The sequence below is a fragment of the Candidatus Methylopumilus rimovensis genome (genome assembly GCF_006364615.1).
Lineage (GTDB): Bacteria > Pseudomonadota > Gammaproteobacteria > Burkholderiales > Methylophilaceae > Methylopumilus > Methylopumilus rimovensis.
Map to the genome: position 1 here is coordinate 1104807 of NZ_CP040986.1, position 24477 is coordinate 1129283.

Sequence of the window (24477 nt, forward strand, 5' to 3'; positions counted from 1 at the left end):
AACCTTTTTTATTTAGCCTGTTTAATTGCTTTAACAGGGCCTTTTCTTGTTCTTGCATTCGTTTTAGTTCTTTGACCTCTCACTGGAAGACCTCTTCTGTGTCTTACACCTCGATAACAACCAAGATCCATTAATCGTTTTATGTTCATTGTGACTTCTCTTCGCAAGTCACCTTCAACTTTAATTTTCGCTACTTGATCACGAAGCTTTTCTACATCAGCATCGTTCAAATCTTTTAATTTAGCAGTCGCAATGATTCCCGCCGCAACACAGATTTTCTTTGCGGTATTTCTTCCAATGCCATAAATTGCTGTTAAAGCAATTTCTGCATGTTGATGATCGGGTACATTTACCCCAGCAATACGAGCCATAACTTACTCCAAAAAAAATGGCAAATTAAATAAAAAGCCTTATATTTTAACAGGTTGTTGAACTTTTAACAATTCACAACCTACCCTTATCCTTGTCGTTGCTTATGTCGAGGATCTGAGCAAATTACTCTCACAACACCTCTTCGTCTGACAACTTTACAGTTTCGGCATAATGTTTTTACGGATGCACGAACTCTCATTTTTATACCTCTTAAATTTTAATTAATATTACTTATTTAACCCTGAACGTAATTCTTGCTCTGGTTAAATCATAAGGCGTCATTTCAACAGTCACCTTATCTCCCGGAAGAATACGAATATAATTCATACGCATTTTTCCTGAAATATAACCTAATACAACATGGTCATTTTCTAACTTAACTCTAAAAGTTGCATTTGGAAGATTTTCTATAATCTCCCCTTGCATCTCAATTGTGTCTTCTTTGGCCATTGATTAAAGGTTATCTAAGCGCATTTGCGCCCCCTTTAAAGTTAGCTTTTTTAAGCAATCCCTCATACTGATATGACATCAGATGAGATTGAACCTGGGTCATAAAATCCATCGTTACAACCACAATAATTAATAACGATGTACCTCCAAAATAAAAAGGAACATTAAACTTAAGTATTAAAAACTCTGGCAATAAACACACGAGCGTTATGTACACAGCGCCTACTAAAGTTAATCTACCCATTATTTGGTCGATATACTTTGCGGTTTGTTCTCCCGGTCTAATCCCAGGAACAAACGCACCACCTTTTTTCAAGTTATCTGCCGTTTCCTTTGGATTAAAAACCAAAGCTGTATAAAAGAAGCAGAAAAACACTATCGCTACCGCGAATAGAAAAATATAAATAGGTTGTCCTGGTGAAATCGCAGCTCCAATGTCCTTAAGCCACAACATTTTTTCACTAGACCCAAACCATCCAGCCAAAGTCGCTGGAAACAAAATAATACTTGATGCAAAGATAGGCGGTATTACACCCGCCATATTCAATTTCAAAGGCAAATGAGAGGTTTGACCTCCATATAACTTATTGCCAACTTGTCTTTTTGCATAGTTAACAGTAATTTTTCTCTGGCCTCTTTCAACAAAAACAACCAACGCTGTTACTAAAATAGTTGCAGCAAACAAAAAGAAAACTAAGGGAATTGAAAATGCTCCCGTTCTAGCTAACTCAAGCGTGCTTCCCAAAGCACTTGGCAATCCAGCCACAATGCCTGAAAAAATAATGATTGAGATTCCATTACCAATACCTCTTTCAGTAATTTGCTCACCCAACCACATAAGGAACATTGTTCCACTTACTAAAGTTACAACTGTTGTGAGTCTAAAAGCTAACCCAGGATCAAGTACTAATCCTGGTTGAGACTCTAGCGCAATTGAGATACCAAGCGCCTGAAATGCGGCCAAAATAACCGTGCCGTATCTCGTATATTTTGTTATCAGCCTTCTACCTGCTTCGCCCTCTTTTTTTAATTGCTCAAGCTGAGGCGATACTACACTTAATAACTGCATGATGATCGATGCTGAAATATAAGGCATGATCCCTAATGCAAATAACGTAAATCTTTTTAATGCGCCTCCAGAGAACATGTTAAACATTCCCAAGATGCCGCCACTTTGTGAGTCAAATAATTTTTTAAGCACAAGTGGATCAATTCCAGGCACTGGAATATGAGCACCAAGCCTGTAGACAACAATGGCACCCAAAACAAACAATATGCGACCTTTTAATTCGCTTGTCTTACTAAAAGCACCTAATAGATTATCTTGAGCCAAAATTAAATTCTCAAACTTCTACTACTTTTCCGCCTGCCGCTTCAATTGCTGCACGAGCGCCCTTAGTTAGCAATAAACCTTGGATTGTTAATTTTCTTTTTACTTCACCAGACAAATAAACTTTTGCTGTTTTTGCATTATCAGAAATTAATTTAGCCGACTTTAAAACTAATAAATCGATATTATCTGACTCAACTAAATTGAGTTCATTTGTTCTAACGCGTGCAGTTAGTTTTTGCGTGAGTGATTTAAATCCGCGTTTTGGAAGGCGTCTCTGAATAGGCATTTGACCACCTTCAAAACCAACCTTATGGAATCCACCAGCTCTAGATTTTTGACCTTTGTGGCCACGTCCAGCTGTTTTTCCAAGACCAGAACCAATACCTCGGCCAACGCGTCTTGCTACTTTTTTAGAACCAACTGCTGGTTTTAATGTATTTAGTTTCATAATTTCTCTTTATATCTTTTCGACTTTAAGTAAATAATTCACTGCATTGATCATGCCTCGAATCGCAGGAGTGTCTTGCAATTCAACAGAATGATGTAATCTTCTAAGGCCTAACCCTTTGACCGTTGCGCGGTGAGGTTCAGTTCTACCAATTAAACTTTTAATTAATGTAACTTTTAAACCAGCTGTGATTTCTTTTTTTGTCTTTGCCATTTGATTAGCCTCTAATTTCTTCTACTGATTTACCACGTTTGGCAGCAATTTCAGCAGGTGTATTCATTGACTCAAGTCCATTTAATGTTGCTCTTACAACGTTGTATGGATTAGTTGAGCCTATACATTTTGCCAAAACGTTTGTAATACCCATCACTTCGAAAATCGCTCTCATTGCTCCACCAGCAATAATGCCAGTGCCTTCTGAAGCCGGTTGAATGAATACTTTTGCAGCGCCATGCTCACCCATCACTGCATGTTGTAAAGTACCATTGTTTAGTTTTACTTTAAGCATGCCTCTTCTAGCTTCATCCATTGCTTTTTGAACAGCTACAGGCACTTCTCTTGCTTTACCTTTACCCATACCAACTGAACCGTCTCCATCACCTACAACAGTTAACGCAGCAAAGCTCATGATTCGACCGCCTTTAACTACTTTAGTAACGCGGTTTACAGCAATCATTTTTTCTCTTAAACCGTCTGTTTGCGTTTGTTGATTTTCTAAATCTTTTGCCATGTTTTGACCTATATAAATTGTTGGGTTAGAAAGACAAGCCGTTTTCTCTAGCAGCATCTGCTAAAGCTTTAACTCTGCCGTGATAGCGATAACCTGATCTATCAAATGCCACATTTGTAATACCGATTTTTTTTGCTTTCTCAGCAATGCGTTTGCCAATTTGAGCTGCTGCCTCAATATTGCCGCCATTCTTTAAAGTTTTTTTAACGTCAGATTCAAGAGATGAAGCGCTTGCTAAAACTTTATTCTCGCCAGCACTTATGATTTGTGCATAGATGTTTGTGTTCGTTCTATGAACACTTAATCTTGTCACTTGAAGCTCAGCAATTTTTGCTCTTGTCTTTTTGGCGCGACGTAAACGGGGGTTCGTATTATACATATCTTAACCTTTATTTTTTCTTAGTTTCTTTGATAATAACGTTCTCATCTGAATAGCGAACGCCTTTACCTTTGTATGGCTCTGGTGGTCGATATGCTCTAATTTGAGCAGCAACCTGACCTATTAATTGCTTATCAGAACCTTTTAAAATAATTTCAGTTTGACTTGGTGTTTCAACTTTAATGCCTTCAGGCATTTTGTAATTCACTGGATGTGAAAAACCTAAATCAAGATTAAGGTTTGCACCTTGCGCTTGAGCTTTATATCCAACACCAATTAAAGTTAATTTTCTTACGAATCCTTCGGAAACACCTTTCATCATGTTTGCAACGAGAGCTCGCATAGTTCCAGCCATTGCATTTGCTTGCTGAGACTCGTCAGCTGCTACAAATGTAATTGCTTGGCCATCGTTATTTAATTTAACATTAGGTGTGATGAACTGATTTAATTTTCCCATCGGTCCGCTAATTGAAATATTCAAATCGCTAATTGAAACCTCTACTTTAGGAGGGATCGTTACGGGTGCGTTAGCTATACGTGACATACATTATCTCCTTAAGCCACATAGCAAAGCACTTCGCCGCCAATACCCGCAGCTTTTGCTTTTCTATCTGTCATAACTCCCTTAGATGTCGACACGATTGCAACACCAAGACCATTCATTACTTCTGGAATACTCTCACTTGCCTTGTAAACACGTAAACCTGGTTTACTTACTCTTTCAATTTTTTCAATAACAGGTCTGCCGGCATAATATTTCAATTCAATATTTAATACTGGCTTGCCTTCAACTTCGTGTTCAGCATAATTCTCAATATAGCCTTCATCTTTTAAAACATTTGCGATAGCTTTTTTTAGTTTAGATGCAGGCATGGTGATAGATACTTTATTAGTGCCTTGACCATTCCTAATTCTGGTTAGCATATCGGCAACTGGATCGCTCATACTCATATTATTTTTCTCCTATTACCAACTTGCTTTAATCACGCCAGGCACTTCGCCTCGCATCATTAAATCTCTTAATTTACTTCGACCAATCCCGAACTTGCTGTAGACGCCTCTTGGACGACCTGTTAGAGAACAACGATTTCTTAATCTAACTGGACTTGAATTGCGGGGTAAACTTTGTAATTTCTGTCTCGCTTCTTGTTTTTGTTCTGAAGATGCGTTGATATCAGAAATAATTTCATTTAAAGCAGCGCGCTTGGCTTTAAATTTCTCAACCATATTGCGTCGTTTTAATTCGCGTTCTGTCATGCACATTTTAGCCATAGTCTAAACCTAGTTTCTAAATGGAAAACTGAACGCAGATAACAATGCTTTTGCTTCTTCGTCAGTTTTTGCTGTCGTTGTAATTGTGATATTCATCCCTCTTAATGCATCGATTTTGTCGTATTCAATTTCAGGAAAAATAATCTGCTCTTTAACACCCATGTTGTAATTTCCGCGACCATCAAATGATCTGGCAGAAATACCTCTAAAGTCTCTAATTCGAGGAATAGCGATTGTGACGAGTCGGTCTAAGAATTCATACATGCGATCTCTTCGAAGAGTCACCTTGCAACCTACTGGATAATCATCACGAATCTTAAATGCTGCCACTGATTTTTTAGCTTTTGTAACAATAGCTTTTTGACCAGCAATTTTTTCCATGTCGCCTACAGCGTGCTCCATGATTTTCTTGTCGGCTACTGCTTCACCTACACCCATATTCAAAGTAATTTTTTCAATTCTGGGCACTTGCATTGGTGATGTATAACCAAATTGTTCAGTCATTTTTTTAATGACCTCTGTTTTATAAAATTCTTTTAATCGAGCCATTTCTTTTCCTATGCGTCAACTGCTTCGTTGTTTGATTTGAAAACACGGATTTTCTTACCATCGTCCAATTTTTTAATTCCGACTTTGTCAGCTTTTTGAGTCAAGTTATTAAGGAGAGCAACGTTAGAAATATTAAGTGGCATTTCTTTACTTACGATTCCACCTTGAATATTTTTTGCTGGATTAGGTCTGGTATGTTTTTTCACCATATTTAAACCTTCAACCACAACATGGCCTGTTTTAAGCACGCTTAAAACAACGCCTTGCTTACCTTTGTCTTTACCTGTATTTAAAACAACTTTGTCACCTTTACGAATCTTATTCATCCGTATACTCCTATAAAACTTCTGGCGCTAATGAAACAATCTTCATGAACCGTTCTGTTCTCAATTCACGAGTCACAGGTCCAAATATACGTGTTCCAATAGGTTCAAACTTACTGTTTAAAAGAACGGCTGCATTTGCATCAAATTTAATTAAAGATCCATCAGGCCTTCTAACGCCTTTTGCTGTTCTCACAACAACTGCACTATAAACCTCTCCTTTTTTTACTCTTCCTCTAGGAGCTGCGTCTTTAATACTTACTTTGATAATGTCGCCAATACTTGCATAACGTCGTTTTGAGCCGCCCAATACCTTAATGCACATTACTGAACGTGCGCCAGTATTGTCAGCAACTTCTAATCTTGACTGCATTTGAATCATGAATTTATCTCCAACTTAATCCGTTATTACTAAAGCCAGCTTTTAAATTAGCCGATATACTACGGTCAGTATTGGGGGGTTAGCTTATAAACTTATAGTTTATGAACCCCAAAAAAGTCTCGCATTATATGCTATTTACTTCTTAATCTCAACTTCTTAAAACTAAACCTGAACTGCCTTTGTAACTATTTTACTAACGACCCATGTTTTAGTTTTTGAAATAGGACGATTTTCTGTAATAACAACCAAATCACCTTCCTTGCTTTCATTTTTTTCATCATGAGCATGAAATTTATTCGACTTAACAATCACTTTGCCAATCAAAGGATGCTTTACTTTTCTTTCAACTAATACAGTTACTGTCTTATCCATCTTGTCGCTTACAACTCTGCCCGTAAAGGTTCTAACAACTTTTTTTGTATCAGTCATATTTAAGCCTGTTTAACTTTCTCGCCAAGAACTGTTTTAACTCTTGCGATATCACGTTTAATTTTAGCAATCTGATCAACCTTGTTTAATTGTTGAGTTGCCAATTGCATTTTCAATGAGAACTGGGCTCTTCTTAGCTCCAATAACTCGGTACCCAATTCTTCGGTTGTCTTTTTTCTTAAATCAGCTGTTTTCATATTAGCCTCCGATATGACGAGTAATAAAGGTTGTTTCGATTGGAAGCTTAGCTGCTGCTAATTTAAATGCTTCTCTAGCTAATGCCTCAGTTACTCCGTCCATTTCATATAACATTTTTCCAGGCTGGATTTGAGCTACGTAGTACTCTGTACTACCTTTACCATTACCCATACGAACTTCAGCAGGTTTTTTTGAAATTGGTTGATCTGGGAAAATACGAATCCATACACGGCCGCCACGTTTAATGTGACGTGTCATCACTCGACGTGCAGCTTCAATTTGACGTGCTGTTAGACGACCACGTCCAATAGCCTTCAAACCGAAATCACCAAAACTTACTTTATTTCCTGTCGTTGCAATGCCTTTATTTCGGCCTTTTTGCATCTTACGAAATTTTTGTCTAGCCGGTTGTAACATCTTTAGCCCTCGACTTTCTCACTTTTTTTTCTGGCTCTTGTGCCGTTGTTTCTTCTTTTTTAACTCTTGGTTTTCTTGGTTTTTTTTCTTCAGCTGTTTTTTCAATCGCTGGATTTGCAGCATCTAATGACTGTGAAGTGTCTTTTGTATTGTCTTCAAATAACTCGCCTTTAAAGACCCATACTTTAATGCCAATAATTCCGTAAGTTGTTTTTGCTTCGGCAACACCGTAATCTATGTCAGCTCTAAGTGTATGAAGAGGTACTCTGCCTTCTCTATACCATTCTGTTCTTGCAATTTCGATACCATTTAAACGGCCAGAACTCATAATCTTAATACCTTGAGCACCAAGTCTCATTGCATTCTGCATTGCTCTTTTCATTGCACGTCTAAACATCACACGTTTTTCTAATTGTTGCGCGATACTTTGTGCAATAAGCGTAGCGTCGATTTCTGGTTTACGCACCTCTTCAATGTTCAAATGAACTGGAACACCCATAAGCGCTTGTAAACTTGATCTTAATGTTTCAATATCTTCACCTTTTTTTCCAATTACAATGCCAGGTCTTGCTGAATAAATTGTAATCTTTGCATTTTTCGCAGGACGCTCAATAAGAATTTTACTTACCGCAGCATTCGCTAACTTCTTATTTAAAAATTCTCTAACCTTGATGTCATTGTTTAACATCGCAGGAAAATTTTTACTGTTAGCATACCAACGTGATGTCCAATTTTTTTGAACACTTAAGCGGAAACCAATTGGATGAATTTTTTGACCCATATTTTTTTCTCTTTAGTTACCGACTGTCACTTTAATGTGACAAGTTGGTTTTGTGATTTTCCCTGCACGACCTTTAGCACGAGCACGGATACGTTTTAAAATAATGCCTTTATCTACATAAATTGTTTTGATAAACAATTCATCTATATCAGCCCCATTATTATGTTCAGCATTTGCAATTGCAGACTCCACAACTCGCTTAATAATTTCAGCACCTTTTTTTGGGCTGAAATTAAGTATATTGAGTGCGTAATCTACTTTTTTTCCTCTTACTAAATCAGCAACTAATCTTGCTTTTTGAGGTGATAAACGAACGCCTTTAAGAACAGCTGAAACTTCAGTAGCCATTTTTATACCTTAGCCTTTCTGTCAGCGGCGTGACCTTTAAAGGTTCTTGTTAATGCGAATTCGCCTAATTTATGTCCAATCATATTTTCTGTAATTAACACAGGTACATGTTGTTTGCCATTATGAATTGCAATGGTAAGGCCAATGAAGTTAGGTAAGATTGTTGATCTTCTTGACCAAGTTTTAATTGGTTTGCGATCACGATTACCTGAAGCAACTTCAACTTTCTTAGCCAAGTGTGCATCAATGAATGGTCCTTTTTTAACTGAACGTGCCATATCTATTACCTCTTATTCGCTGGACGACGACTGACGCGCATATTGTCAGTACGTTTATTTGTTCTTGTTCGATAGCCTTTAGTTGGAGTTCCCCAAGGGCTTACTGGATGCATACCAGCCGCAGTTTTACCTTCACCACCACCATGAGGGTGATCGACGGGGTTCATAACCACACCGCGCACTGTTGGTCTAACGCCTCTCCATCTCATAGCACCTGCTTTACCGATAGATCTAAGAGAATGTTCTTCGTTACCGACTTCACCTAAAGTTGCTTTGCAATCTACATGTACTTTTCTTACTTCACCTGAACGAAGTCTTAACTGAGCATATGTACCTTCTCTTGCTAAAAGCTGCACAGAAGTTCCAGCAGAACGGGCCATTTGTGCGCCTTTGCCAGGCTGTAATTCGATACAATGAATTGTGCTACCTACAGGAATATTTCTTAATGGCATTGCATTACCATTTTTAACAGGTGCTTCAGAGCCGCTAATTAATTCAGCACCGACAGCTACACCTTTAGGAGCAATGATGTATCTTCTTTCACCATCTGCATACAAAAGAAGTGCGATATTTGCAGTTCTATTTGGATCGTATTCAAGATGTTCTACTTTTGCAGGAATGCCATCTTTATTTCGCTTGAAATCAATCATTCGATAATGTTGTTTATGACCGCCGCCATGATGACGAATAGTAATAACGCCACGGCTATTTCTTCCGGCATGTTTATTCTTTTTTTCGAGTAAAGGTGCGAAAGGTTTGCCTTTATGTAGGTCAGGGTTAACGACCTTAACAACTGCGCGTCTTCCTGGGGAGGTTGGTTTTACTTTAACTAAAGCCATTTTTTATCCTTATTCACCGCTCGCAAAATTAATCTCTTGGCCTGGCTTAAGACTTACATAAGCCTTTTTCCAATCATTTCTTTTACCAAATGAACGGCCTGCTCTTTTTACCTTGCCACCTACGTTGAGTAATGTCACAGCTTTCACTTCAACTTTAAACATTAATTCAACAGCAGCTTTAATTTCTGACTTAGTCGCATCAGTTCTTACTTTGAATGCCACTTGATTATGTTTGTCAGCAACAAATGTTGCTTTCTCAGTAATTTGTGGCGCTAAAATAACTTGAATAATACGATCTTGTGTATGGACTATTTGACTCACGCTAGCATCTCCTCAAGTTTTTTAAGTGCACCAGCTGTAGCTACTACATTTGGAAACTGAACTAAACTTACTGGGTCAGCATATTGCGCTTCTACAACCATTACGTTAGTTAAATTTCTTGATGATAAATATAAATTTTCATCAAACGCATCCGTTAAAACTAAAACACCTTGTGTGTATCCCATATCTTTAATTTTATCGACGAGTTGTTTTGTTTTTGGTGTCTCTACTTTAAATTCCTCAACGATACTTAATCTCTCTTGTCTTACTAATTCAGACAAAATAGATCTCATACCTACGCGGTATGCTTTTCGATTCATTTTGTGAGAGAAATTTTCATCAGGTGAATTTGGGAATGTTCTACCGCCTCCGCGCCATATAGGGCTTGAAGTCATACCAGAACGTGCATTACCTGTACCTTTTTGTGCGTAAGGTTTGCGAGTACTATGTTTTACAGTGCCTCTTGTTTTTTGTGAGCGTGTTGCAACGCGCGCATTAGCCATGTATGCCACAACTAACTGATGAACAAGAGCCTCATTGAATTCACGGCCAAATAATGCGTCAGAAACTGTAACGCTTTTCTTAGCAGCTTTTCCGTTTTTATCGAGTAATTTTAATTCCATTATTTGCTCACTTTCACAGCTGCACGAACTAAAACATCGCCGCCTTTAGAGCCTGGAACTGCTCCTTTAATGAGGATTAAATTTTTTGTAGCGTCTACACGAACGATTTCTAAATTCTGTGTTGTTACTTTCACAGCACCCAAATGACCAGACATGCGTTTACCTGGGAAAACTCGGCCTGGATCTTGAGCCATACCGATTGAACCTGGAACATTGTGTGATCTTGAGTTACCGTGTGATGCACGATTTGAGCTGAAGTGATATCTTTTAATAACACCAGCATAACCTTTACCAATTGATGTACCTGTGACATCAACAAGCTGGCCTTCTTTGAAGTTTTCTACTGTGATATTCGTGCCTAAAGGGAAATTCGCTACATCTTCTTCTTTGATTGCAGTTTCGTGTAATCCAGTACCTGCTGTTACACCTGCTTTAGCGTAATGTCCTGTGAGTGCTTTATCAAGCTTGGTAGCTTTTGTCGCACCATAGGCTAATTGAAGGCTAGTATAGCCATCCGAAGCGATTGTTTTGATCTGTGTCACGCGGTTAGGTAAAACTTCAAGTACCGTTACAGGAATGCTAGTGCCATCCTCTGTAAACACCCTTGTCATACCAACTTTGCGACCAATAAGCGCTAAGCTCATGATCGTATCCTTAAATTATTATTATTAAACGAAACCGATTACAATTGACCGATTTCTACAAAGAGCGCGGAATTATACCTAACGCTTTAAACTTTTACAACTTAATTTCTACATCAACCCCAGCAGCTAAATCCAGCTTCATTAAAGCATCCACTGTTTTATCTGTAGGATCTAAGATATCCATCAATCTTTGATGAGTTCTTATTTCAAATTGATCGCGTGATGTCTTATTCACATGTGGCGATCTTAAAATATCGAATCTTTCAATTCGAGTAGGTAGTGGGACAGGTCCTTTAACAACAGCACCTGTTCTTTTTGCGGTTTCAACGATTTCTTGAGCTGATTGATCGATTAAACGATAATCAAACGCTTTCAAACGTATGCGAATTTTCTGACTTTGCATTTTTTACTACCTTTCCAAAGAGCGAATACCTTGCGGTATTAATTTTTAAAAAACTATTCAATCACCTTAGCAACAACACCAGCACCTACTGTGCGGCCACCTTCACGAATCGCAAAGCGTAAGCCTTCTTCCATCGCGATTGGTGCAATGAGTGTTACTGTAATTGACACGTTGTCACCTGGCATCACCATTTCTGTGCCTGCTGGTAAATCAACAGCGCCTGTGACGTCTGTTGTTCTGAAGTAGAACTGTGGACGGTAACCATTGAAGAATGGTGTATGACGACCACCTTCATCTTTACCAAGCACATAGATCTCTGCAGTGAATTTTGTATGTGGTGTGATTGAACCTGATTTAGCTAATACTTGACCACGTTCAACTTCTTCACGTTTTGTACCACGTAACAACACACCTACGTTGTCACCTGCTTGACCTTGGTCAAGTAACTTACGGAACATTTCAACGCCTGTACATGTTGTTTTAAGTGTAGGTTTGATACCTACGATTTCAATTTCATCACCCACTTTAACAATACCGCGCTCAATACGACCTGTCACAACAGTACCGCGACCTGAGATTGAGAATACGTCTTCAACTGGCATTAAGAATGCACCGTCGATTGCACGCTCTGGTGTTGGGATGTAGCTATCAAGTGCTTCAGCTAATTTAAAGATTGATGGTTCACCAATTTCAGATTGGTCACCTTCGAGTGCTAATTTTGCAGAACCCATCACGATCGGTGTTTTGTCGCCTGGGAAGTCATACTTCGTTAAAAGGTCACGCACTTCCATTTCAACGAGTTCTAATAATTCTTTGTCATCCACCATGTCTGCTTTGTTTAAGAAGACCACAATGTAAGGCACGCCCACTTGGCGAGCTAAAAGGATATGTTCACGTGTTTGAGGCATTGGGCCGTCAGCTGCTGAACATACTAGGATTGCGCCGTCCATCTGCGCTGCACCTGTAATCATATTTTTAACATAGTCAGCATGGCCTGGGCAGTCAACGTGCGCATAGTGGCGATTCGCTGTTTCGTATTCTACGTGTGCTGTATTAATTGTAATACCGCGTGCTTTTTCTTCTGGCGCCGCATCAATTTGATCGTAAGCTTTAGCTTCTCCACCAAATTTCTTAGCAAGAATCGTTGTGATTGCCGCTGTCAGTGTTGTCTTACCATGGTCAACGTGACCAATTGTGCCGACGTTCACATGGGGTTTGGTACGTTCAAATTTGCCTTTTGCCATAATGTTATCCTTAGATTTTTAACTTATTTTTTATTAACAATTGCTTCTGCTACATTTCTTGGTGCTTCTGTGTAATGCTTAAATTCCATTGAGTATGTTGCTCTACCTTGAGATAAAGAACGCATCGTTGTTGAATATCCAAACATCTCTGCTAATGGAACTTCGGCGCGAATCACCTTGCCAGTTGCATTATCTTCCATACCTTGAATCATGCCGCGTCTAGATGAAAGGTCACCCATCACATCGCCCATATAATCTTCTGGAGTTTCTACTTCAACTGCCATCATAGGCTCAAGAAGGATAGGGTCCGCTTTACGCATTCCGTCTTTAAATGCCATCGAAGCTGCCATTTTAAATGCATTTTCGTTTGAGTCAACATCATGGTAAGAGCCATCAAACAAAGTCACTTTGACATCTACCACTGGATAACCAGCAACTACACCTGCAGGAAGTGTTTCACGCAATCCTTTTTCAACGGCAGGAATGAATTCGCGTGGTACTGTTCCGCCTTTAATTGCATCAATAAATTCAAAACCTTTGCCGGCTTCGTTTGGCTCCATTTTGAGCCATACATGGCCATATTGACCTTTACCGCCAGATTGCTTAACAAATTTACCTTCAATTTCAACTGGTTTCTTGATTGCTTCTCTGTATGCCACTTGTGGTGCGCCTACATTAGCTTCAACACCAAATTCTCTTTTCATTCGGTCTACAAGAATTTCTAAGTGAAGTTCGCCCATACCTGAAATAATGGTTTGATTTGTTTCTTCATCTGTTTTAACTCTAAATGAAGGATCTTCTTGAGCAAGTCTATTCAAAGCTATACCCATTTTCTCTTGGTCAGCTTTTGTTTTAGGTTCAACTGCAACGTGAATTACAGGCTCAGGGAAAATCATTCTTTCAAGAACAACTTCATTATTGACATCGCATAATGTGTCACCAGTCGTTGCTTCCTTAAGTCCTACAGCTGCTGCAATATCGCCAGCACGAACTTCTTTAAGCTCTTCACGCTGATTTGCATGCATTTGAAGAATACGACCAATACGTTCTTTACGGCCTTTGATTGGATTGTAAATTGTATCGCCTGAATTGATTACACCAGAATAAACACGGAAGAAAATTAATTGGCCCACAAAAGGGTCAGTCATAATTTTAAATGCTAACGCTGCAAAAGGCTCTTCATCAGAAGCTTTGCGAGTTGTAGGTTGACCTTTAGCATCTTCACAAGGTACTGGAGGGACATCCGTGGGTGCAGGTAAATACTCAATCACCGCATCCAACATGGCTTGTACGCCTTTGTTCTTAAAAGCTGAGCCGCATAACATCGGCACAATTTCAAAACTAATTGTTCTGAGACGTAAGCCTTTTTTTATTTCATCTTCACTTAGATCGCCATTTTCTAAGTACTTATTCATTAATTCTTCATTGGCTTCAGCTGCTGCTTCAACCATTTTTTCGCGCCATTCTTTACATGTATCCATTAAATCAGCTGGAATATCGCGATAATCAAATTTCATGCCTTGAGATGAATCATCCCAATAAATCGCTTTCATCTTAACGAGGTCAACAACCCCTTCAAATTTTTCTTCAGCGCCAATAGGCACTTGAAGTGCGATTGGATTTGCTTTTAAACGTAAACGCATTTGATCGTAAACTTTAAAAAAGTTTGCGCCAGCTCTATCCATTTTATTTACAAATGCAAGGCGTGGGACTTTGTATTTATTTGCTTGACGCCAAACAGTTTCTGACTGCGGTTGAACACCACCTACCGCACAGTAAACCATGCATGCACCATCAAGAACGCGCATTGATCGCTCTACTTCAATTGTAAAGTCAACGTGTCCTGGGGTATCAATAATATTAATACGATGTTGATCAAATTGTCCGGCCATGCCTTTCCAGAAACAAGTTGTTGCCGCTGAAGTAATAGTAATACCTCGCTCTTGCTCTTGTTCCATCCAGTCCATGGTTGCAGCGCCATCATGCACTTCACCAATTTTATGGTTTACCCCTGTATAAAAAAGAATACGCTCAGTTGTTGTAGTTTTACCTGCATCAATATGCGCGCTAATTCCTATATTTCTGTATCTATTAATGGGGGTTGTACGAGCCACTTTGAATTACCTTTTAATTATTATGTTTAGAAACGGAAATGTGAGAACGCTTTATTAGCTTCTGCCATTCTATGAACTTCTTCACGTTTTTTCATTGCAGCGCCTTTATTTTCTGAAGCTTCTACAATTTCTGCTGCTAAACGTAAATCCATTGATTTTTCACCTCTTTTACGAGCTGCATCTCTTAGCCATCTCATAGCTAAAGCAACACGTCTTGAAGGTCTAACTTCGACAGGCACTTGGTAATTAGCACCGCCTACTCGTCGACTTTTTACTTCAACAACTGGTCTTAAATTCGTTAATGCGAGAGAAAATACTTCAATAGGATCTTTACCACTTTTCGTTTTAATTTGATCGAATGCGCCGTAAATTAATCTTTCGGCAACAGATTTTTTTCCGCTCGTCATTAATACATTCACAAATTTAGAAACCTCTTGGCTTCCGAATTTTGGATCCTGAAGGATAATTCTTTTGGGAACTTCTCTACGTCTTGGCATATTTTGTTTACCTTAATTTAGTATTCTAAAAACTTAAGCTTCTTTAGGGCGTTTAGCGCCGTATTTAGATCGGGATTGTTTACGATCTTTAACACCAGCAGTATCCAAACTACCTCGAACCATATGGTATCGAACACCTGGTAAGTCCTTTACACGACCACCTCTTAATAAAACTACAGAGTGCTCCTGTAAGTTATGGCCTTCACCGCCGATATAACTAATCACTTCGTAACCGTTCGTCAGACGAACTTTAGCCACTTTACGCAAAGCAGAGTTTGGTTTTTTTGGAGTTGTTGTGTAAACACGCGTACACACACCTCTTTTTTGAGGTGAAGCTTCTAGAGCTGGAACTTTGCTCTTACTTTCAACTTTTTTTCGTGGTTTACGAATTAACTGATTAATTGTTGGCATCGCCTAAATCCTTAAATTTCTAACTTACTATTGATGATGACTCTCTGAAATCTCGCGACGAACGCGAAGATTCCAAAAAGCCGCAAATTGTATTTTGGTTCCTGCATAATGTCAACCTATCATTCAGTTGGCGCTTCAATTTCAGGGCTAACTTGAGCCTCTTCAATTGGAGCTTCAATCTGATCGAGTGGGGCTTCAACAGAATTGATATCTTCCCCAGCAGCCGCAGCTTTTCTTGTTTCATGGTAAGCCAAGCCTGTACCTGCAGGAATTAATCGACCAACAATCACATTCTCTTTTAGTCCTCTTAGGTCATCACGCTTACCTAAAATTGCAGCTTCAGTGAGAACGCGGGTTGTTTCTTGGAACGAAGCAGCTGAAATGAATGAATCTGTCGATAATGATGCTTTAGTAATACCTAAAAGCACATACTCATATTCTGCTGGTTTTTTGTCTTGTGACAATACCAATTCATTTTCAGTTAATACTTCAGCTCTTTCGACTTGTTCGCCTTGAATAAATGAAGTATCACCTGCATCAGTAATACGAACACGTCTTAACATTTGTCTTACAATGACTTCGATGTGTTTATCGTTAATCTTGACGCCTTGCAATCTATAAACATCTTGAACTTCATCAATAATATATCTTGCTAAAGCTTCTCTACCTTGAAGGCGAAGAATATCTTGTGGATCTGCAGGTCCGTCAACAATGACTTCACCTTTTGTTACCACTTGACCATCATGAGCTGTCACATGTTTGTCTTTAGGAATTAAAAATTCTTTTGAAACACCTTCAAGATCTGTAATCACAAGTCTTTGTTTGCCCTTGGTGTCTTTACCAAATGAAACTGTACCTGTGCTTTCAGCTAACATACCTGCATCTTTTGGAGATCTCGCTTCAAATAACTCAGCAACTCTTGGAAGACCGCCGGTAATATCTCTTGTCTTAGAAGATTCTTGTGGAATACGCGCAATCACATCGCCCACTTTAACTTCTTGAGAATCTTTAACTGTAATGATGTAACCAAGCTGGAAAGTTACGTTAACAGATATATCACTTCCTGCTAATTTAACTTCATTACCTGAAGTGTCTAAAATTTTAATTTGAGGTCTCAAGCCTTTTGATTGGCCTGCACGCTGCTTAGGATCGATTACAACTAAAGATGATAAGCCTGTGACATCATCAATTTGTTTTGCAACCGTAATACCTTCTTCAACGTTTTCAAATTTAACTTGTCCAGCATATTCAGAAATAATTGGACGTGTATGTGGATCCCAAGTTGCAAGAACACCGCCAGCCTTAATTGGTTTGCCATCTTGAACAACAAGATTTGCACCATAAGGAACTTTATGACGTTCTCTTTCGCGACCACTTTCATCTTGAATAATTAATTCACCATTACGCGAAATAACTACCTGCTCATTTCGAGCGTTAGTTACATATCGCATTGTAGAAGTAAATTGAATAACGCCGTTTGATTTACTCTCAACTTGACTTACTGATGCTGCTCTAGAAACTGCGCCACCAATATGGAAGGTTCTCATCGTCAATTGTGTACCAGGCTCACCGATAGACTGAGCCGCAATCACACCAATAGACTCGCCTTGGCTAATTAATTTACCACGACCTAAATCACGACCATAACATTGAGAACAAATACCATGTCTTGTCTCGCAAGTCAGTGCAGTTCTTACTTTGACTTCATCAATACCAAGTGCATCAATTTTTTCAACGTGATCTTCTTCAAGTAATGTACCTTTTGGATAAACCACTTCTTGATTTTCTGGATTCATAATATCAAGTGCGTTTACACGGCCTAAAATACGATCTCGCAATGGCTCTACAACTTCACCGCCCTTAACAAGTGCTTTAGTAACTAAACCATCTTCTGTGCCGCAATCATGCTCAGTCACCACAAGATCCTGAGTCACATCAACTAAACGTCGTGTTAAATAACCTGAGTTAGCTGTTTTTAATGCAGTATCTGCAAGACCTTTTCGCGCACCGTGCGTAGAAATAAAGTATTGAAGAACATTTAAACCATCACGGAAGTTAGCTGTAATTGGTGTTTCAATAATTGATCCATCAGGTCTCGCCATCAAGCCTCGCATACCTGCAAGCTGTCTTACTTGAGCTGCAGATCCTCGCGCACCAGAATCAGCCATCATATAAATTGCATTAAATGATTCTTGATAAAGATCTTTACCATCTTTACCCTTCACATTTTCACCGGCATCATTTTTAACAGGCTCTTCTTTAAGTTGTTTCATCATTGCATCAGCAACCTTGTCACCTGCACGACCCCAGATATCAACAACCTTGTTATATCTTTCGCCTTGTGTGACCAGACCTGAAATATATTGATCTTCAATTTCTTTAACTTCAGATTCAGCAGCTTCAATAAGCTGTTCTTTTTCTGGTGGAACAAGCATGTCATGAATACTGATTGAGATACCTGCTTTTGTAGCATAGGTGTAACCCATGTACATTAATTTATCAGCAAGAATTACTGTCTCTCTAATACCAACACGTCTAAATCCTGCATTAATTAATTTTGAAATTTCTTTTTTCTTTAATGCTTTATTAATTAAATCAAAAGAAAGTCCTGCTGGAAGAATTTCAGAAAGTATTGCTCTACCAACTGTAGTTTCATATCGATTTACTTTGTCAGTAGTTGTGCCATCTAAACCTAATTCAGTTTCCTTAATGCGAACTGTGACGCGTGCATGAATATCAACTAAACCACTATCAAAAGCACGATGAACTTCTGCCACATCAGTAAATTTCATACCTTCGCCACGTGCAGCAATTTTATCTCGTGTCATATAATAAAGACCAAGCACAATATCTTGTGATGGAACAATAATTGGTTCGCCATTCGCAGGAGATAAAACGTTATTAGATGCAAGCATTAAGGTTCTTGCTTCCATCTGAGCCTCTAGAGATAAAGGTACGTGAACTGCCATTTGGTCACCGTCAAAGTCGGCGTTAAATGCAGCACAAACTAGGGGATGTAATTGAATAGCTTTACCTTCAATCAGAATAGGTTCAAAAGCTTGAATACCTAAACGATGTAATGTTGGTGCTCTGTTTAATAAAACAGGGTGCTCTCTAATGACGTCCTCTAAGATATCCCAAACTTCTGGTCCTTCTTCTTCTACTTTTTTCTTTGCTGCTTTAATGGTTGTAGAAAGGCCTAAGACTTCTAATTTATGGAAAATAAATGGCTTGAATAATTCAAGCGCCATTTTCTTTGGTAAACCACATTGATGAAGTTTTAATTGTGGTCCAACAACAATCACTGAACGACCAGAGTAATCAACGCGCTTACCCAGAAGGTTTTGTCTAAAACGACCGCCCTTACCTTTAATCATGTCGGCAAGAGATTTTAATGGTCGTTTATTAGCGCCCGTCATCACTTTGCCACGTCTACCATTATCAAGAAGTGAGTCAACTGCTTCTTGCAACATACGTTTTTCATTTCTAACAATAATTTCTGGTGCTTTAAGATCTAATAGTCTTCTTAAACGATTATTTCTGTTAATCACTCGACGATACAAATCGTTAAGGTCTGATGTAGCAAATCTTCCGCCATCGAGAGGAACCAAAGGTCTTAATTCAGGAGGCAGTACAGGAAGAATTTCTAAAATCATCCATTCAGGTTTGATACCTGATTTTTGGAACGCTTCAAGCACTTTTAAGCGCTTAGCAATTTTTTTAATTTTTGCTTCTGAACCTGTTTCAGCTAATTCAGTTCTTAATTTTTCAATTTCACTATTGATATCAAGTGATTTAAGTAATTCTTTAATTGCTTCTGCACCCATCACTGCTGAGAATTCGTCACCAAACTCTTCTACTTTTGCAAGGTAATCATCTTCCGTAAGAAGCTGTCCTCTTGTTAAAGGAGTCATGCCAGGATCAACAACAATAAATGCTTCAAAATAAAGAACACGTTCAATATCTCTTAAAGCAATATCGAGTACCATACCTAAACGACTTGGTAGACTCTTTAAAAACCAAATATGTGCAACTGGACTTGCTAAGTCAATGTGACCCATGCGCTCACGACGCACCTTAGACAAGGTAACTTCAACACCGCATTTTTCACAAATTACACCACGATGTTTAAGTCGTTTATATTTACCGCAAAGACATTCATAGTCTTTAATAGGTCCAAATATTTTTGCACAAAACAAACCATCTCTTTCAGGTTTAAATGTTCTGTAATTAATCGTTTCTGGCTTCTTAACTTCACCATAAGACCATGAACGAATTTTTTCTGGAGATGCTAATGCAATCTTAATTGCATCAAACTCTTCTTCTTGTGTAACCTGTTTAAATAGGTCTAATAAAGCTTTCATTTGTGATCTCCTTAGTTTCTATCGAGGTCAATATCAATAGCTAGTGAACGAATTTCTTTAACCAACACGTTGAATGATTCAGGCATGCCCGCATCAATCTTATGCTCACCCTTCACTATGTTTTCGTATACTTTAGTTCTACCAGCAACGTCGTCTGATTTAACAGTCAACATTTCTTGTAGGGTGTAAGCGGCACCATATGCTTCGAGTGCCCAAACTTCCATCTCACCAAAACGTTGTCCACCAAATTGGGCTTTACCGCCAAGAGGTTGTTGCGTTACAAGAGAGTATGGTCCTGTTGAACGAGCATGCATTTTGTCATCAACTAGATGATGTAATTTAAGTACATGCATATAACCTACTGTGACAGGCCTTTCAAATGCCTCACCTGTGCGACCATCAAACAATTTTACTTGCGTTTTATTTGCTGAGAATTGCAAGAGTTCTGTTTTTGGATCGTTATCTGGGTAAGCAAGATCTAACATATATTTAATGTCAGACTCAGATGCGCCATCGAATACAGAAGTAGCGAATGGAACACCATTTTTTAAGTGTTGAGCAAGCTCTACAACTTCATCATCGTTCAATGACTTAATATCTTCTTTTTTACCAGAAGCATCGTTGTAAATTTGATCTAAGAATTTACGAACCTCAGTTACCTTCGCTTCTTCTTTTAACATTTCGCCAATACGAACGCCTAATCCTTTAGCTGCCCATCCAAGATGAGTTTCTAAGATTTGACCGATGTTCATTCGGGAAGGAACGCCTAATGGATTTAAAACAATATCCAAAGGTGTGCCATCAGCCATATGTGGCATATCTTCTACAGGAGCGATTTTTGAAACTACCCCTTTATTACCGTGACGTCCGGCCATTTTGTCGCCAGGTTGGATTCTACGTTTCACAGCTAAGTAAACCTTAACCATTTTTTGAACACCTGGTGGAAGTTCGTCGCCTTGTGTTAATTTGCGTTTTTTCTCTTCAAAGCGTTTATCGAATTGCTCTTTAGCAACCGCTAAATTATCTTTCAATGTTTCTAATTGTTTTGAAGCATCGTCATTACCTAAACGAATATCGAACCAATCATATCTATTAATTGAAGCTAGAAAATCTTTAGAGATTTTTTCACCTTTTTTCAAACCTTTTGGGCCGCCGGTTGCTACTTTGTTTATAAGTAATCTTTCGATTCTTCCAAAAGTATCATCTTCTACAATTCTTAATTGATCAGCCAAATCTTGTTTGAAGTGTTTTAATTGATCATCAATGATTTGTTGCGCTCTTGAATCTCTATCAATACCTTCTCTAGTAAATACTTGAACGTCAATAATTGTTCCAGACATACCTGATGGCACTCTCAAACTTGTATCTTTTACATCAGAAGCTTTTTCACCAAAGATTGCTCGTAAGAGTTTTTCTTCAGGTGTAAGTTGTGTTTCACCTTTTGGTGTCACCTTACCTACCAGTACATCACCTGATTCAACTTCAGCACCAATATAAATAATGCCGGACTCATCAAGTCTTCCAAGCATTCTTTCTGAAAGGTTTGAAATATCTCGTGTAATTTCTTCAGGGCCTAATTTTGTATCTCTAGATACAACAGATAACTCTTCAATATGAATTGATGTATATCGATCTTCGGCTACTACGCGTTCTGAAATTAGAATCGAATCCTCGAAGTTATAACCATTCCATGGCATAAATCCAACAAGCATATTTTGACCAAGCGCTAATTCACCTACATCAGTTGATGCGCCGTCAGCTATCACATCACCTCTTGCAATTTTGTTGCCAATTCTTACGAGGGGCCTTTGATTGATATTGGTATTTTGATTTGATCTTGTGTATTTAGTTAGATTGTAAATATCAACGCCAACTTCTCCATCTGCAGCTTCATCGTCGTTTACGCGAATCACAATACGTCTTGAATCAACATAATCAACAACACCGCCTCGTTTGGCTTGAACTGTTGTGCCAGAGTCAGTGGCTACTGTTCTTTCAATACCTGTACCTACCACAGCTTTCTCTGCTCTTAAACAAGGCACTGCTTGACGTTGCATGTTTGCACCCATAAGCGCACGGTTTGCATCGTCATGTTCTAGGAACGGAATAAGTGCAGCTGCTACAGAAACAATTTGTCCAGGCGCCACATCCATATATTGAATAGGATCTACTGACGACATCGTAAATTCATTACGGTGACGACATGAAATTAAATCGTCTTGAAAGTGTCCTTTATTATCAAGTTCAGTATTAGCTTGAGCGATTACAAATTCACTTTCTTCGATTGCAGAAAGGTAATCTATCTTCGCAGTGACCTTGCCATTTTCAACGCGTCTATAAGGCGTTTCTAAGAATCCGTATTGATTTGTTCTTGCATAAAGTGCGAGCGAATTAATCAATCCAATATTTGGACCTTCCGGTGTTTCAATAGGGCAAACACGGCCATAATGCGTTGAGTGAACGTCACGCACTTCAAAGCCAGCACGCTCTCTTGTTAAACCACCAGGGCCTAATGCTGATACTCTACGTTTATGTGTAATCTCAGATAATGGATTAGTTTGATCCATGAATTGAGATAATTGTGACGAACCAAAAAATTCTCTAATAGCACTTGAGATAGGTTTTGAATTAATTAAATCGTGCGGCATTAGATTATCTGCCTCAGCTTGGCTTAATCTTTCTTTAACAGCTCGTTCAACACGAACAAGTCCTGTTCTAAATTGATTCTCTACAAGCTCACCCACTGAACGAATTCTTCGATTACCTAAATGATCGATATCATCTATCTCACCGCGACCATTGCGCAACTCGATCAGCACACCAATCACAGCCAAGATATCATCGTTTGATAAAATGTTTGCACCAGTTTCACCTTGAGGGCCAACACGCTTATAGAATCTTTGTAACCAATTTGCATGTTGCTCATAAACTTTTGGATGCGCTCTTCGATTAAATTTCATTCGACCTACATTAGATAGGTCATATCGATCTTCATTAAAGAACAGCCCTTTAAATAAAGCCTCAACTGCATCTTCAGTTGGTGGCTCACCAGGTCGCATCATTCGATAAATAGCAACTTTAGCGCTATATTGATCAGGCACTTCATCTGAGGTAAGTGTTTGAGAAATATAATCACCATGATCTAAATCATTTGAATATAGTGTATGAATTTGTCCTACACCTACTTCAATGAATTTATCTAATACTGATTCTGTGATTTCATCATTTGCATTAGCTATAACTTCGCCTGTATTTTTATCTACGATTGCTTTTGAAAGCTTACGGCCTAAAATAAAATCTTTATCTACTATAATTTTATTTACGCCTGCTTTTTCCATGTCGCGAATGTGTTTAACAGTAATGCGTTTGTCTTTTTGAACAATTACATTTCCTCTTTTATCAGCAATATCAAATTTAGCAATTTCACCTCTTAAGCGATCAGGAACTAATTCAAACTCAATTGATTTTGCAGTCACATGGAATGAATCAAAATCATAATATGTTTCTAGGATTTGTTCTGGTGAATAACCTAAAGCTTTTAACAATATTGTGACCGGCATTTTTCTGCGACGATCCACGCGGAAATATAAATAATCTTTAGGGTCAAATTCGAAATCTAACCAAGAACCACGATAAGGGATGATTCTTGCAGAGAATAATAATTTGCCAGAGCTATGCGTTTTACCTCGATCATGCTCAAAGAATACACCGGGGCTTCTATGAAGTTGAGATACGATAACTCGCTCAGTACCGTTAATAACAAATGAGCCGTTATCTGTCATAAGCGGAATCTCACCCATATAAACTTCTTGCTCTTTAATTTCTTTAACTGTTGGTTTTGATGCTTCTTTATCCATAAGAGTTAAACGAACTTTGACTCTTAATGGCACACCGTATGTTAATCCGCGTTGTTGACATTCTTTAACATCAAATGCTTCTTCACCTAAATTGTAAGTGACGAAATCAAGCCGGGCGTTACCAGAATGACTTACGATAGGAAATACTGAATTGAATGTAGACTGTAAACCTTCACTTAGTCTCTGTTCAGGATGCGTATTTTTTTGTAAAAAAGCTGCGTAAGATTCAAGCTGCATGGTGAGCAAATATGGAATATCTTGCACACGCTCTCTTTTAGCGAAACTTTTTCTAATACGTTTTTTTTCAGTAAAGGAATAGCTCATTGCGTCTCCTGGTGTAATTTTCATAAAACAATAAACTTTTAATATTGAAGAATATTGTTTTATAAATTTTTATAAGTTTTAACCTATTAATTAACTAAAACAAAAAATAGCAAAGGCTGACAGCAAGCTGTCAGCCATGCTAATTAG

The 24477-nt window shown here is 38.5% G+C and carries 31 protein-coding genes; all 31 read right to left on the reverse strand.

All coding sequences use genetic code 11. The features are described from left to right. Window positions 1-8 precede the first annotated feature (8 nt). The 31 genes from rpsM to rpoB all read right to left on the reverse strand — a co-directional run bounded on the left by rpsM (window position 9) and on the right by rpoB (window position 24330). On the reverse strand, window positions 9-371 hold the full coding sequence (gene rpsM, locus FIT61_RS05690; protein WP_139873820.1) for a 30S ribosomal protein S13: 363 nt from the start codon (window positions 369-371) through the stop codon (window positions 9-11). An 86-nt stretch (window positions 372-457) separates the two neighbouring features. Next, window positions 458-571: a 50S ribosomal protein L36 gene (rpmJ, locus tag FIT61_RS05695; protein WP_082092808.1), complete on the reverse strand. Its 114-nt coding sequence runs from the start codon at window positions 569-571 to the stop codon at window positions 458-460. A gap of 32 nt (window positions 572-603) precedes the next feature. After that, complete coding sequence (gene infA / locus FIT61_RS05700) at window positions 604-822, reverse strand: translation initiation factor IF-1 (protein ID WP_139866908.1); 219 nt, start codon at window positions 820-822, stop codon at window positions 604-606. Window positions 823-832: 10 nt separating this feature from the next. Next, entirely contained in the window at window positions 833-2155 is a 1323-nt protein-coding gene (gene secY, locus FIT61_RS05705) for a preprotein translocase subunit SecY (RefSeq protein ID WP_139873821.1), read from the reverse strand. 10 nt (window positions 2156-2165) lie between these two features. Beyond that, complete coding sequence (gene rplO, locus FIT61_RS05710) at window positions 2166-2603, reverse strand: 50S ribosomal protein L15 (protein ID WP_139873822.1); 438 nt, start codon at window positions 2601-2603, stop codon at window positions 2166-2168. A 9-nt stretch (window positions 2604-2612) separates the two neighbouring features. Beyond that, window positions 2613-2816, reverse strand: coding sequence for a 50S ribosomal protein L30 (gene rpmD, locus FIT61_RS05715; protein ID WP_139873823.1), 204 nt, complete (start codon window positions 2814-2816; stop codon window positions 2613-2615). A gap of 4 nt (window positions 2817-2820) precedes the next feature. After that, entirely contained in the window at window positions 2821-3333 is a 513-nt protein-coding gene (gene rpsE, locus FIT61_RS05720; protein WP_139866900.1) for a 30S ribosomal protein S5, read from the reverse strand. Between the two features lie 25 nt (window positions 3334-3358). Then, window positions 3359-3712 (reverse strand): 50S ribosomal protein L18, encoded by a 354-nt coding sequence (gene rplR, locus FIT61_RS05725; RefSeq protein WP_139873824.1) that lies wholly within the window; start codon window positions 3710-3712, stop codon window positions 3359-3361. A 10-nt stretch (window positions 3713-3722) separates the two neighbouring features. Beyond that, window positions 3723-4256, reverse strand: coding sequence for a 50S ribosomal protein L6 (gene rplF, locus FIT61_RS05730; RefSeq protein ID WP_139883756.1), 534 nt, complete (start codon window positions 4254-4256; stop codon window positions 3723-3725). Between the two features lie 11 nt (window positions 4257-4267). Beyond that, entirely contained in the window at window positions 4268-4663 is a 396-nt protein-coding gene (gene rpsH, locus FIT61_RS05735; protein WP_139873826.1) for a 30S ribosomal protein S8, read from the reverse strand. Window positions 4664-4678: 15 nt separating this feature from the next. Then, a complete protein-coding gene (gene rpsN, locus FIT61_RS05740; protein ID WP_139873827.1) occupies window positions 4679-4984 on the reverse strand; it encodes a 30S ribosomal protein S14 in 306 nt (101 codons plus the stop codon). A 9-nt stretch (window positions 4985-4993) separates the two neighbouring features. Further along, entirely contained in the window at window positions 4994-5533 is a 540-nt protein-coding gene (gene rplE / locus FIT61_RS05745; protein WP_139873828.1) for a 50S ribosomal protein L5, read from the reverse strand. A gap of 8 nt (window positions 5534-5541) precedes the next feature. Beyond that, window positions 5542-5859 carry a 50S ribosomal protein L24 gene (rplX, locus tag FIT61_RS05750; protein ID WP_139873829.1) on the reverse strand — a complete coding sequence of 106 codons (318 nt, stop codon included), beginning with the start codon at window positions 5857-5859 and terminating at the stop codon, window positions 5542-5544. A 10-nt stretch (window positions 5860-5869) separates the two neighbouring features. Next, window positions 5870-6238: a 50S ribosomal protein L14 gene (gene rplN, locus FIT61_RS05755; protein ID WP_139873830.1), complete on the reverse strand. Its 369-nt coding sequence runs from the start codon at window positions 6236-6238 to the stop codon at window positions 5870-5872. 162 nt (window positions 6239-6400) lie between these two features. Beyond that, window positions 6401-6667 carry a 30S ribosomal protein S17 gene (gene rpsQ / locus FIT61_RS05760; protein WP_139873831.1) on the reverse strand — a complete coding sequence of 89 codons (267 nt, stop codon included), beginning with the start codon at window positions 6665-6667 and terminating at the stop codon, window positions 6401-6403. Between the two features lie 2 nt (window positions 6668-6669). Next, complete coding sequence (gene rpmC / locus FIT61_RS05765) at window positions 6670-6864, reverse strand: 50S ribosomal protein L29 (RefSeq protein WP_139873832.1); 195 nt, start codon at window positions 6862-6864, stop codon at window positions 6670-6672. Between the two features lies 1 nt (window position 6865). Continuing rightward, window positions 6866-7282 carry a 50S ribosomal protein L16 gene (gene rplP, locus FIT61_RS05770; RefSeq protein ID WP_046486979.1) on the reverse strand — a complete coding sequence of 139 codons (417 nt, stop codon included), beginning with the start codon at window positions 7280-7282 and terminating at the stop codon, window positions 6866-6868. Continuing rightward, entirely contained in the window at window positions 7266-8063 is a 798-nt protein-coding gene (gene rpsC, locus FIT61_RS05775; protein ID WP_139873833.1) for a 30S ribosomal protein S3, read from the reverse strand. Before rpsC ends, rplP begins: the two co-directional genes overlap by 17 nt. A gap of 12 nt (window positions 8064-8075) precedes the next feature. After that, a complete protein-coding gene (rplV, locus tag FIT61_RS05780) occupies window positions 8076-8411 on the reverse strand; it encodes a 50S ribosomal protein L22 (protein ID WP_139866880.1) in 336 nt (111 codons plus the stop codon). Window positions 8412-8413: 2 nt separating this feature from the next. After that, on the reverse strand, window positions 8414-8689 hold the full coding sequence (gene rpsS, locus FIT61_RS05785; protein WP_139873834.1) for a 30S ribosomal protein S19: 276 nt from the start codon (window positions 8687-8689) through the stop codon (window positions 8414-8416). A gap of 5 nt (window positions 8690-8694) precedes the next feature. Continuing rightward, the gene (rplB, locus tag FIT61_RS05790; RefSeq protein ID WP_139873835.1) at window positions 8695-9528 is read right to left on the reverse strand and encodes a 50S ribosomal protein L2; all 834 of its coding nucleotides are present in this window, start codon (window positions 9526-9528) and stop codon (window positions 8695-8697) included. 9 nt (window positions 9529-9537) lie between these two features. Beyond that, window positions 9538-9849: a 50S ribosomal protein L23 gene (gene rplW, locus FIT61_RS05795; protein WP_139883758.1), complete on the reverse strand. Its 312-nt coding sequence runs from the start codon at window positions 9847-9849 to the stop codon at window positions 9538-9540. Then, a complete protein-coding gene (gene rplD, locus FIT61_RS05800) occupies window positions 9846-10472 on the reverse strand; it encodes a 50S ribosomal protein L4 (RefSeq protein WP_139873837.1) in 627 nt (208 codons plus the stop codon). The genes rplW and rplD overlap by 4 nt, the downstream gene beginning before the upstream one ends. Then, window positions 10472-11116: a 50S ribosomal protein L3 gene (rplC, locus tag FIT61_RS05805; protein WP_139873838.1), complete on the reverse strand. Its 645-nt coding sequence runs from the start codon at window positions 11114-11116 to the stop codon at window positions 10472-10474. Before rplC ends, rplD begins: the two co-directional genes overlap by 1 nt. A 94-nt stretch (window positions 11117-11210) precedes the next feature. Beyond that, a complete protein-coding gene (gene rpsJ, locus FIT61_RS05810; RefSeq protein ID WP_139873839.1) occupies window positions 11211-11519 on the reverse strand; it encodes a 30S ribosomal protein S10 in 309 nt (102 codons plus the stop codon). 53 nt (window positions 11520-11572) lie between these two features. Next, the gene (tuf, locus tag FIT61_RS05815; protein WP_139873840.1) at window positions 11573-12763 is read right to left on the reverse strand and encodes an elongation factor Tu; all 1191 of its coding nucleotides are present in this window, start codon (window positions 12761-12763) and stop codon (window positions 11573-11575) included. A gap of 23 nt (window positions 12764-12786) precedes the next feature. Further along, window positions 12787-14877 (reverse strand): elongation factor G, encoded by a 2091-nt coding sequence (gene fusA / locus FIT61_RS05820; RefSeq protein WP_139883759.1) that lies wholly within the window; start codon window positions 14875-14877, stop codon window positions 12787-12789. Window positions 14878-14903: 26 nt separating this feature from the next. Beyond that, window positions 14904-15374: a 30S ribosomal protein S7 gene (rpsG, locus tag FIT61_RS05825; RefSeq protein WP_139866865.1), complete on the reverse strand. Its 471-nt coding sequence runs from the start codon at window positions 15372-15374 to the stop codon at window positions 14904-14906. Between the two features lie 33 nt (window positions 15375-15407). After that, on the reverse strand, window positions 15408-15785 hold the full coding sequence (gene rpsL, locus FIT61_RS05830; RefSeq protein WP_139873842.1) for a 30S ribosomal protein S12: 378 nt from the start codon (window positions 15783-15785) through the stop codon (window positions 15408-15410). 119 nt (window positions 15786-15904) lie between these two features. Beyond that, window positions 15905-20149, reverse strand: coding sequence for a DNA-directed RNA polymerase subunit beta' (gene rpoC / locus FIT61_RS05835; RefSeq protein ID WP_139873843.1), 4245 nt, complete (start codon window positions 20147-20149; stop codon window positions 15905-15907). 11 nt (window positions 20150-20160) lie between these two features. Then, entirely contained in the window at window positions 20161-24330 is a 4170-nt protein-coding gene (rpoB, locus tag FIT61_RS05840; protein ID WP_139883952.1) for a DNA-directed RNA polymerase subunit beta, read from the reverse strand. Window positions 24331-24477 lie beyond the last annotated feature (147 nt).

What these genes read in the sequence shown, in the direction of transcription:
- rplX (WP_139873829.1), bottom strand. Translation starts at nt 5,859, where the DNA reads ATGAATAAGATTCGTAAAGGTGACAAAGTTGTTTTAAATACAGGTAAA.
- rpsC (WP_139873833.1), bottom strand. Translation starts at nt 8,063, where the DNA reads ATGGGTCAAAAAATTCATCCAATTGGTTTCCGCTTAAGTGTTCAAAAA.
- rpsJ (WP_139873839.1), bottom strand. Translation starts at nt 11,519, where the DNA reads ATGCAAAGTCAGAAAATTCGCATACGTTTGAAAGCGTTTGATTATCGT.
- rpsM (WP_139873820.1), bottom strand. Translation starts at nt 371, where the DNA reads ATGGCTCGTATTGCTGGGGTAAATGTACCCGATCATCAACATGCAGAA.
- rplF (WP_139883756.1), bottom strand. Translation starts at nt 4,256, where the DNA reads ATGTCACGTATAGCTAACGCACCCGTAACGATCCCTCCTAAAGTAGAG.
- rpmC (WP_139873832.1), bottom strand. Translation starts at nt 6,864, where the DNA reads ATGAAAACAGCTGATTTAAGAAAAAAGACAACCGAAGAATTGGGTACC.
- rplC (WP_139873838.1), bottom strand. Translation starts at nt 11,116, where the DNA reads ATGAGCTTAGCGCTTATTGGTCGCAAAGTTGGTATGACAAGGGTGTTT.
- rpoB (WP_139883952.1), bottom strand. Translation starts at nt 24,330, where the DNA reads ATGAGCTATTCCTTTACTGAAAAAAAACGTATTAGAAAAAGTTTCGCT.
- rplE (WP_139873828.1), bottom strand. Translation starts at nt 5,533, where the DNA reads ATGGCTCGATTAAAAGAATTTTATAAAACAGAGGTCATTAAAAAAATG.
- rpsH (WP_139873826.1), bottom strand. Translation starts at nt 4,663, where the DNA reads ATGAGTATGAGCGATCCAGTTGCCGATATGCTAACCAGAATTAGGAAT.
- rplD (WP_139873837.1), bottom strand. Translation starts at nt 10,472, where the DNA reads ATGGAATTAAAATTACTCGATAAAAACGGAAAAGCTGCTAAGAAAAGC.
- rpsG (WP_139866865.1), bottom strand. Translation starts at nt 15,374, where the DNA reads ATGCCAAGACGTAGAGAAGTTCCCAAAAGAATTATCCTTCAGGATCCA.
- tuf (WP_139873840.1), bottom strand. Translation starts at nt 12,763, where the DNA reads ATGGCAAAAGGCAAATTTGAACGTACCAAACCCCATGTGAACGTCGGC.
- rpsQ (WP_139873831.1), bottom strand. Translation starts at nt 6,667, where the DNA reads ATGACTGATACAAAAAAAGTTGTTAGAACCTTTACGGGCAGAGTTGTA.
- rplV (WP_139866880.1), bottom strand. Translation starts at nt 8,411, where the DNA reads ATGGCTACTGAAGTTTCAGCTGTTCTTAAAGGCGTTCGTTTATCACCT.
- rpsE (WP_139866900.1), bottom strand. Translation starts at nt 3,333, where the DNA reads ATGGCAAAAGATTTAGAAAATCAACAAACGCAAACAGACGGTTTAAGA.
- rplB (WP_139873835.1), bottom strand. Translation starts at nt 9,528, where the DNA reads ATGGCTTTAGTTAAAGTAAAACCAACCTCCCCAGGAAGACGCGCAGTT.
- rpsN (WP_139873827.1), bottom strand. Translation starts at nt 4,984, where the DNA reads ATGGCTAAAATGTGCATGACAGAACGCGAATTAAAACGACGCAATATG.
- rplN (WP_139873830.1), bottom strand. Translation starts at nt 6,238, where the DNA reads ATGATTCAAATGCAGTCAAGATTAGAAGTTGCTGACAATACTGGCGCA.
- rplO (WP_139873822.1), bottom strand. Translation starts at nt 2,603, where the DNA reads ATGAAACTAAATACATTAAAACCAGCAGTTGGTTCTAAAAAAGTAGCA.
- infA (WP_139866908.1), bottom strand. Translation starts at nt 822, where the DNA reads ATGGCCAAAGAAGACACAATTGAGATGCAAGGGGAGATTATAGAAAAT.
- rpoC (WP_139873843.1), bottom strand. Translation starts at nt 20,149, where the DNA reads ATGAAAGCTTTATTAGACCTATTTAAACAGGTTACACAAGAAGAAGAG.
- rplR (WP_139873824.1), bottom strand. Translation starts at nt 3,712, where the DNA reads ATGTATAATACGAACCCCCGTTTACGTCGCGCCAAAAAGACAAGAGCA.
- rpmD (WP_139873823.1), bottom strand. Translation starts at nt 2,816, where the DNA reads ATGGCAAAGACAAAAAAAGAAATCACAGCTGGTTTAAAAGTTACATTA.
- rpsL (WP_139873842.1), bottom strand. Translation starts at nt 15,785, where the DNA reads ATGCCAACAATTAATCAGTTAATTCGTAAACCACGAAAAAAAGTTGAA.
- rpmJ (WP_082092808.1), bottom strand. Translation starts at nt 571, where the DNA reads ATGAGAGTTCGTGCATCCGTAAAAACATTATGCCGAAACTGTAAAGTT.
- rpsS (WP_139873834.1), bottom strand. Translation starts at nt 8,689, where the DNA reads ATGGCACGTTCAGTTAAAAAAGGACCATTCATTGATGCACACTTGGCT.
- rplP (WP_046486979.1), bottom strand. Translation starts at nt 7,282, where the DNA reads ATGTTACAACCGGCTAGACAAAAATTTCGTAAGATGCAAAAAGGCCGA.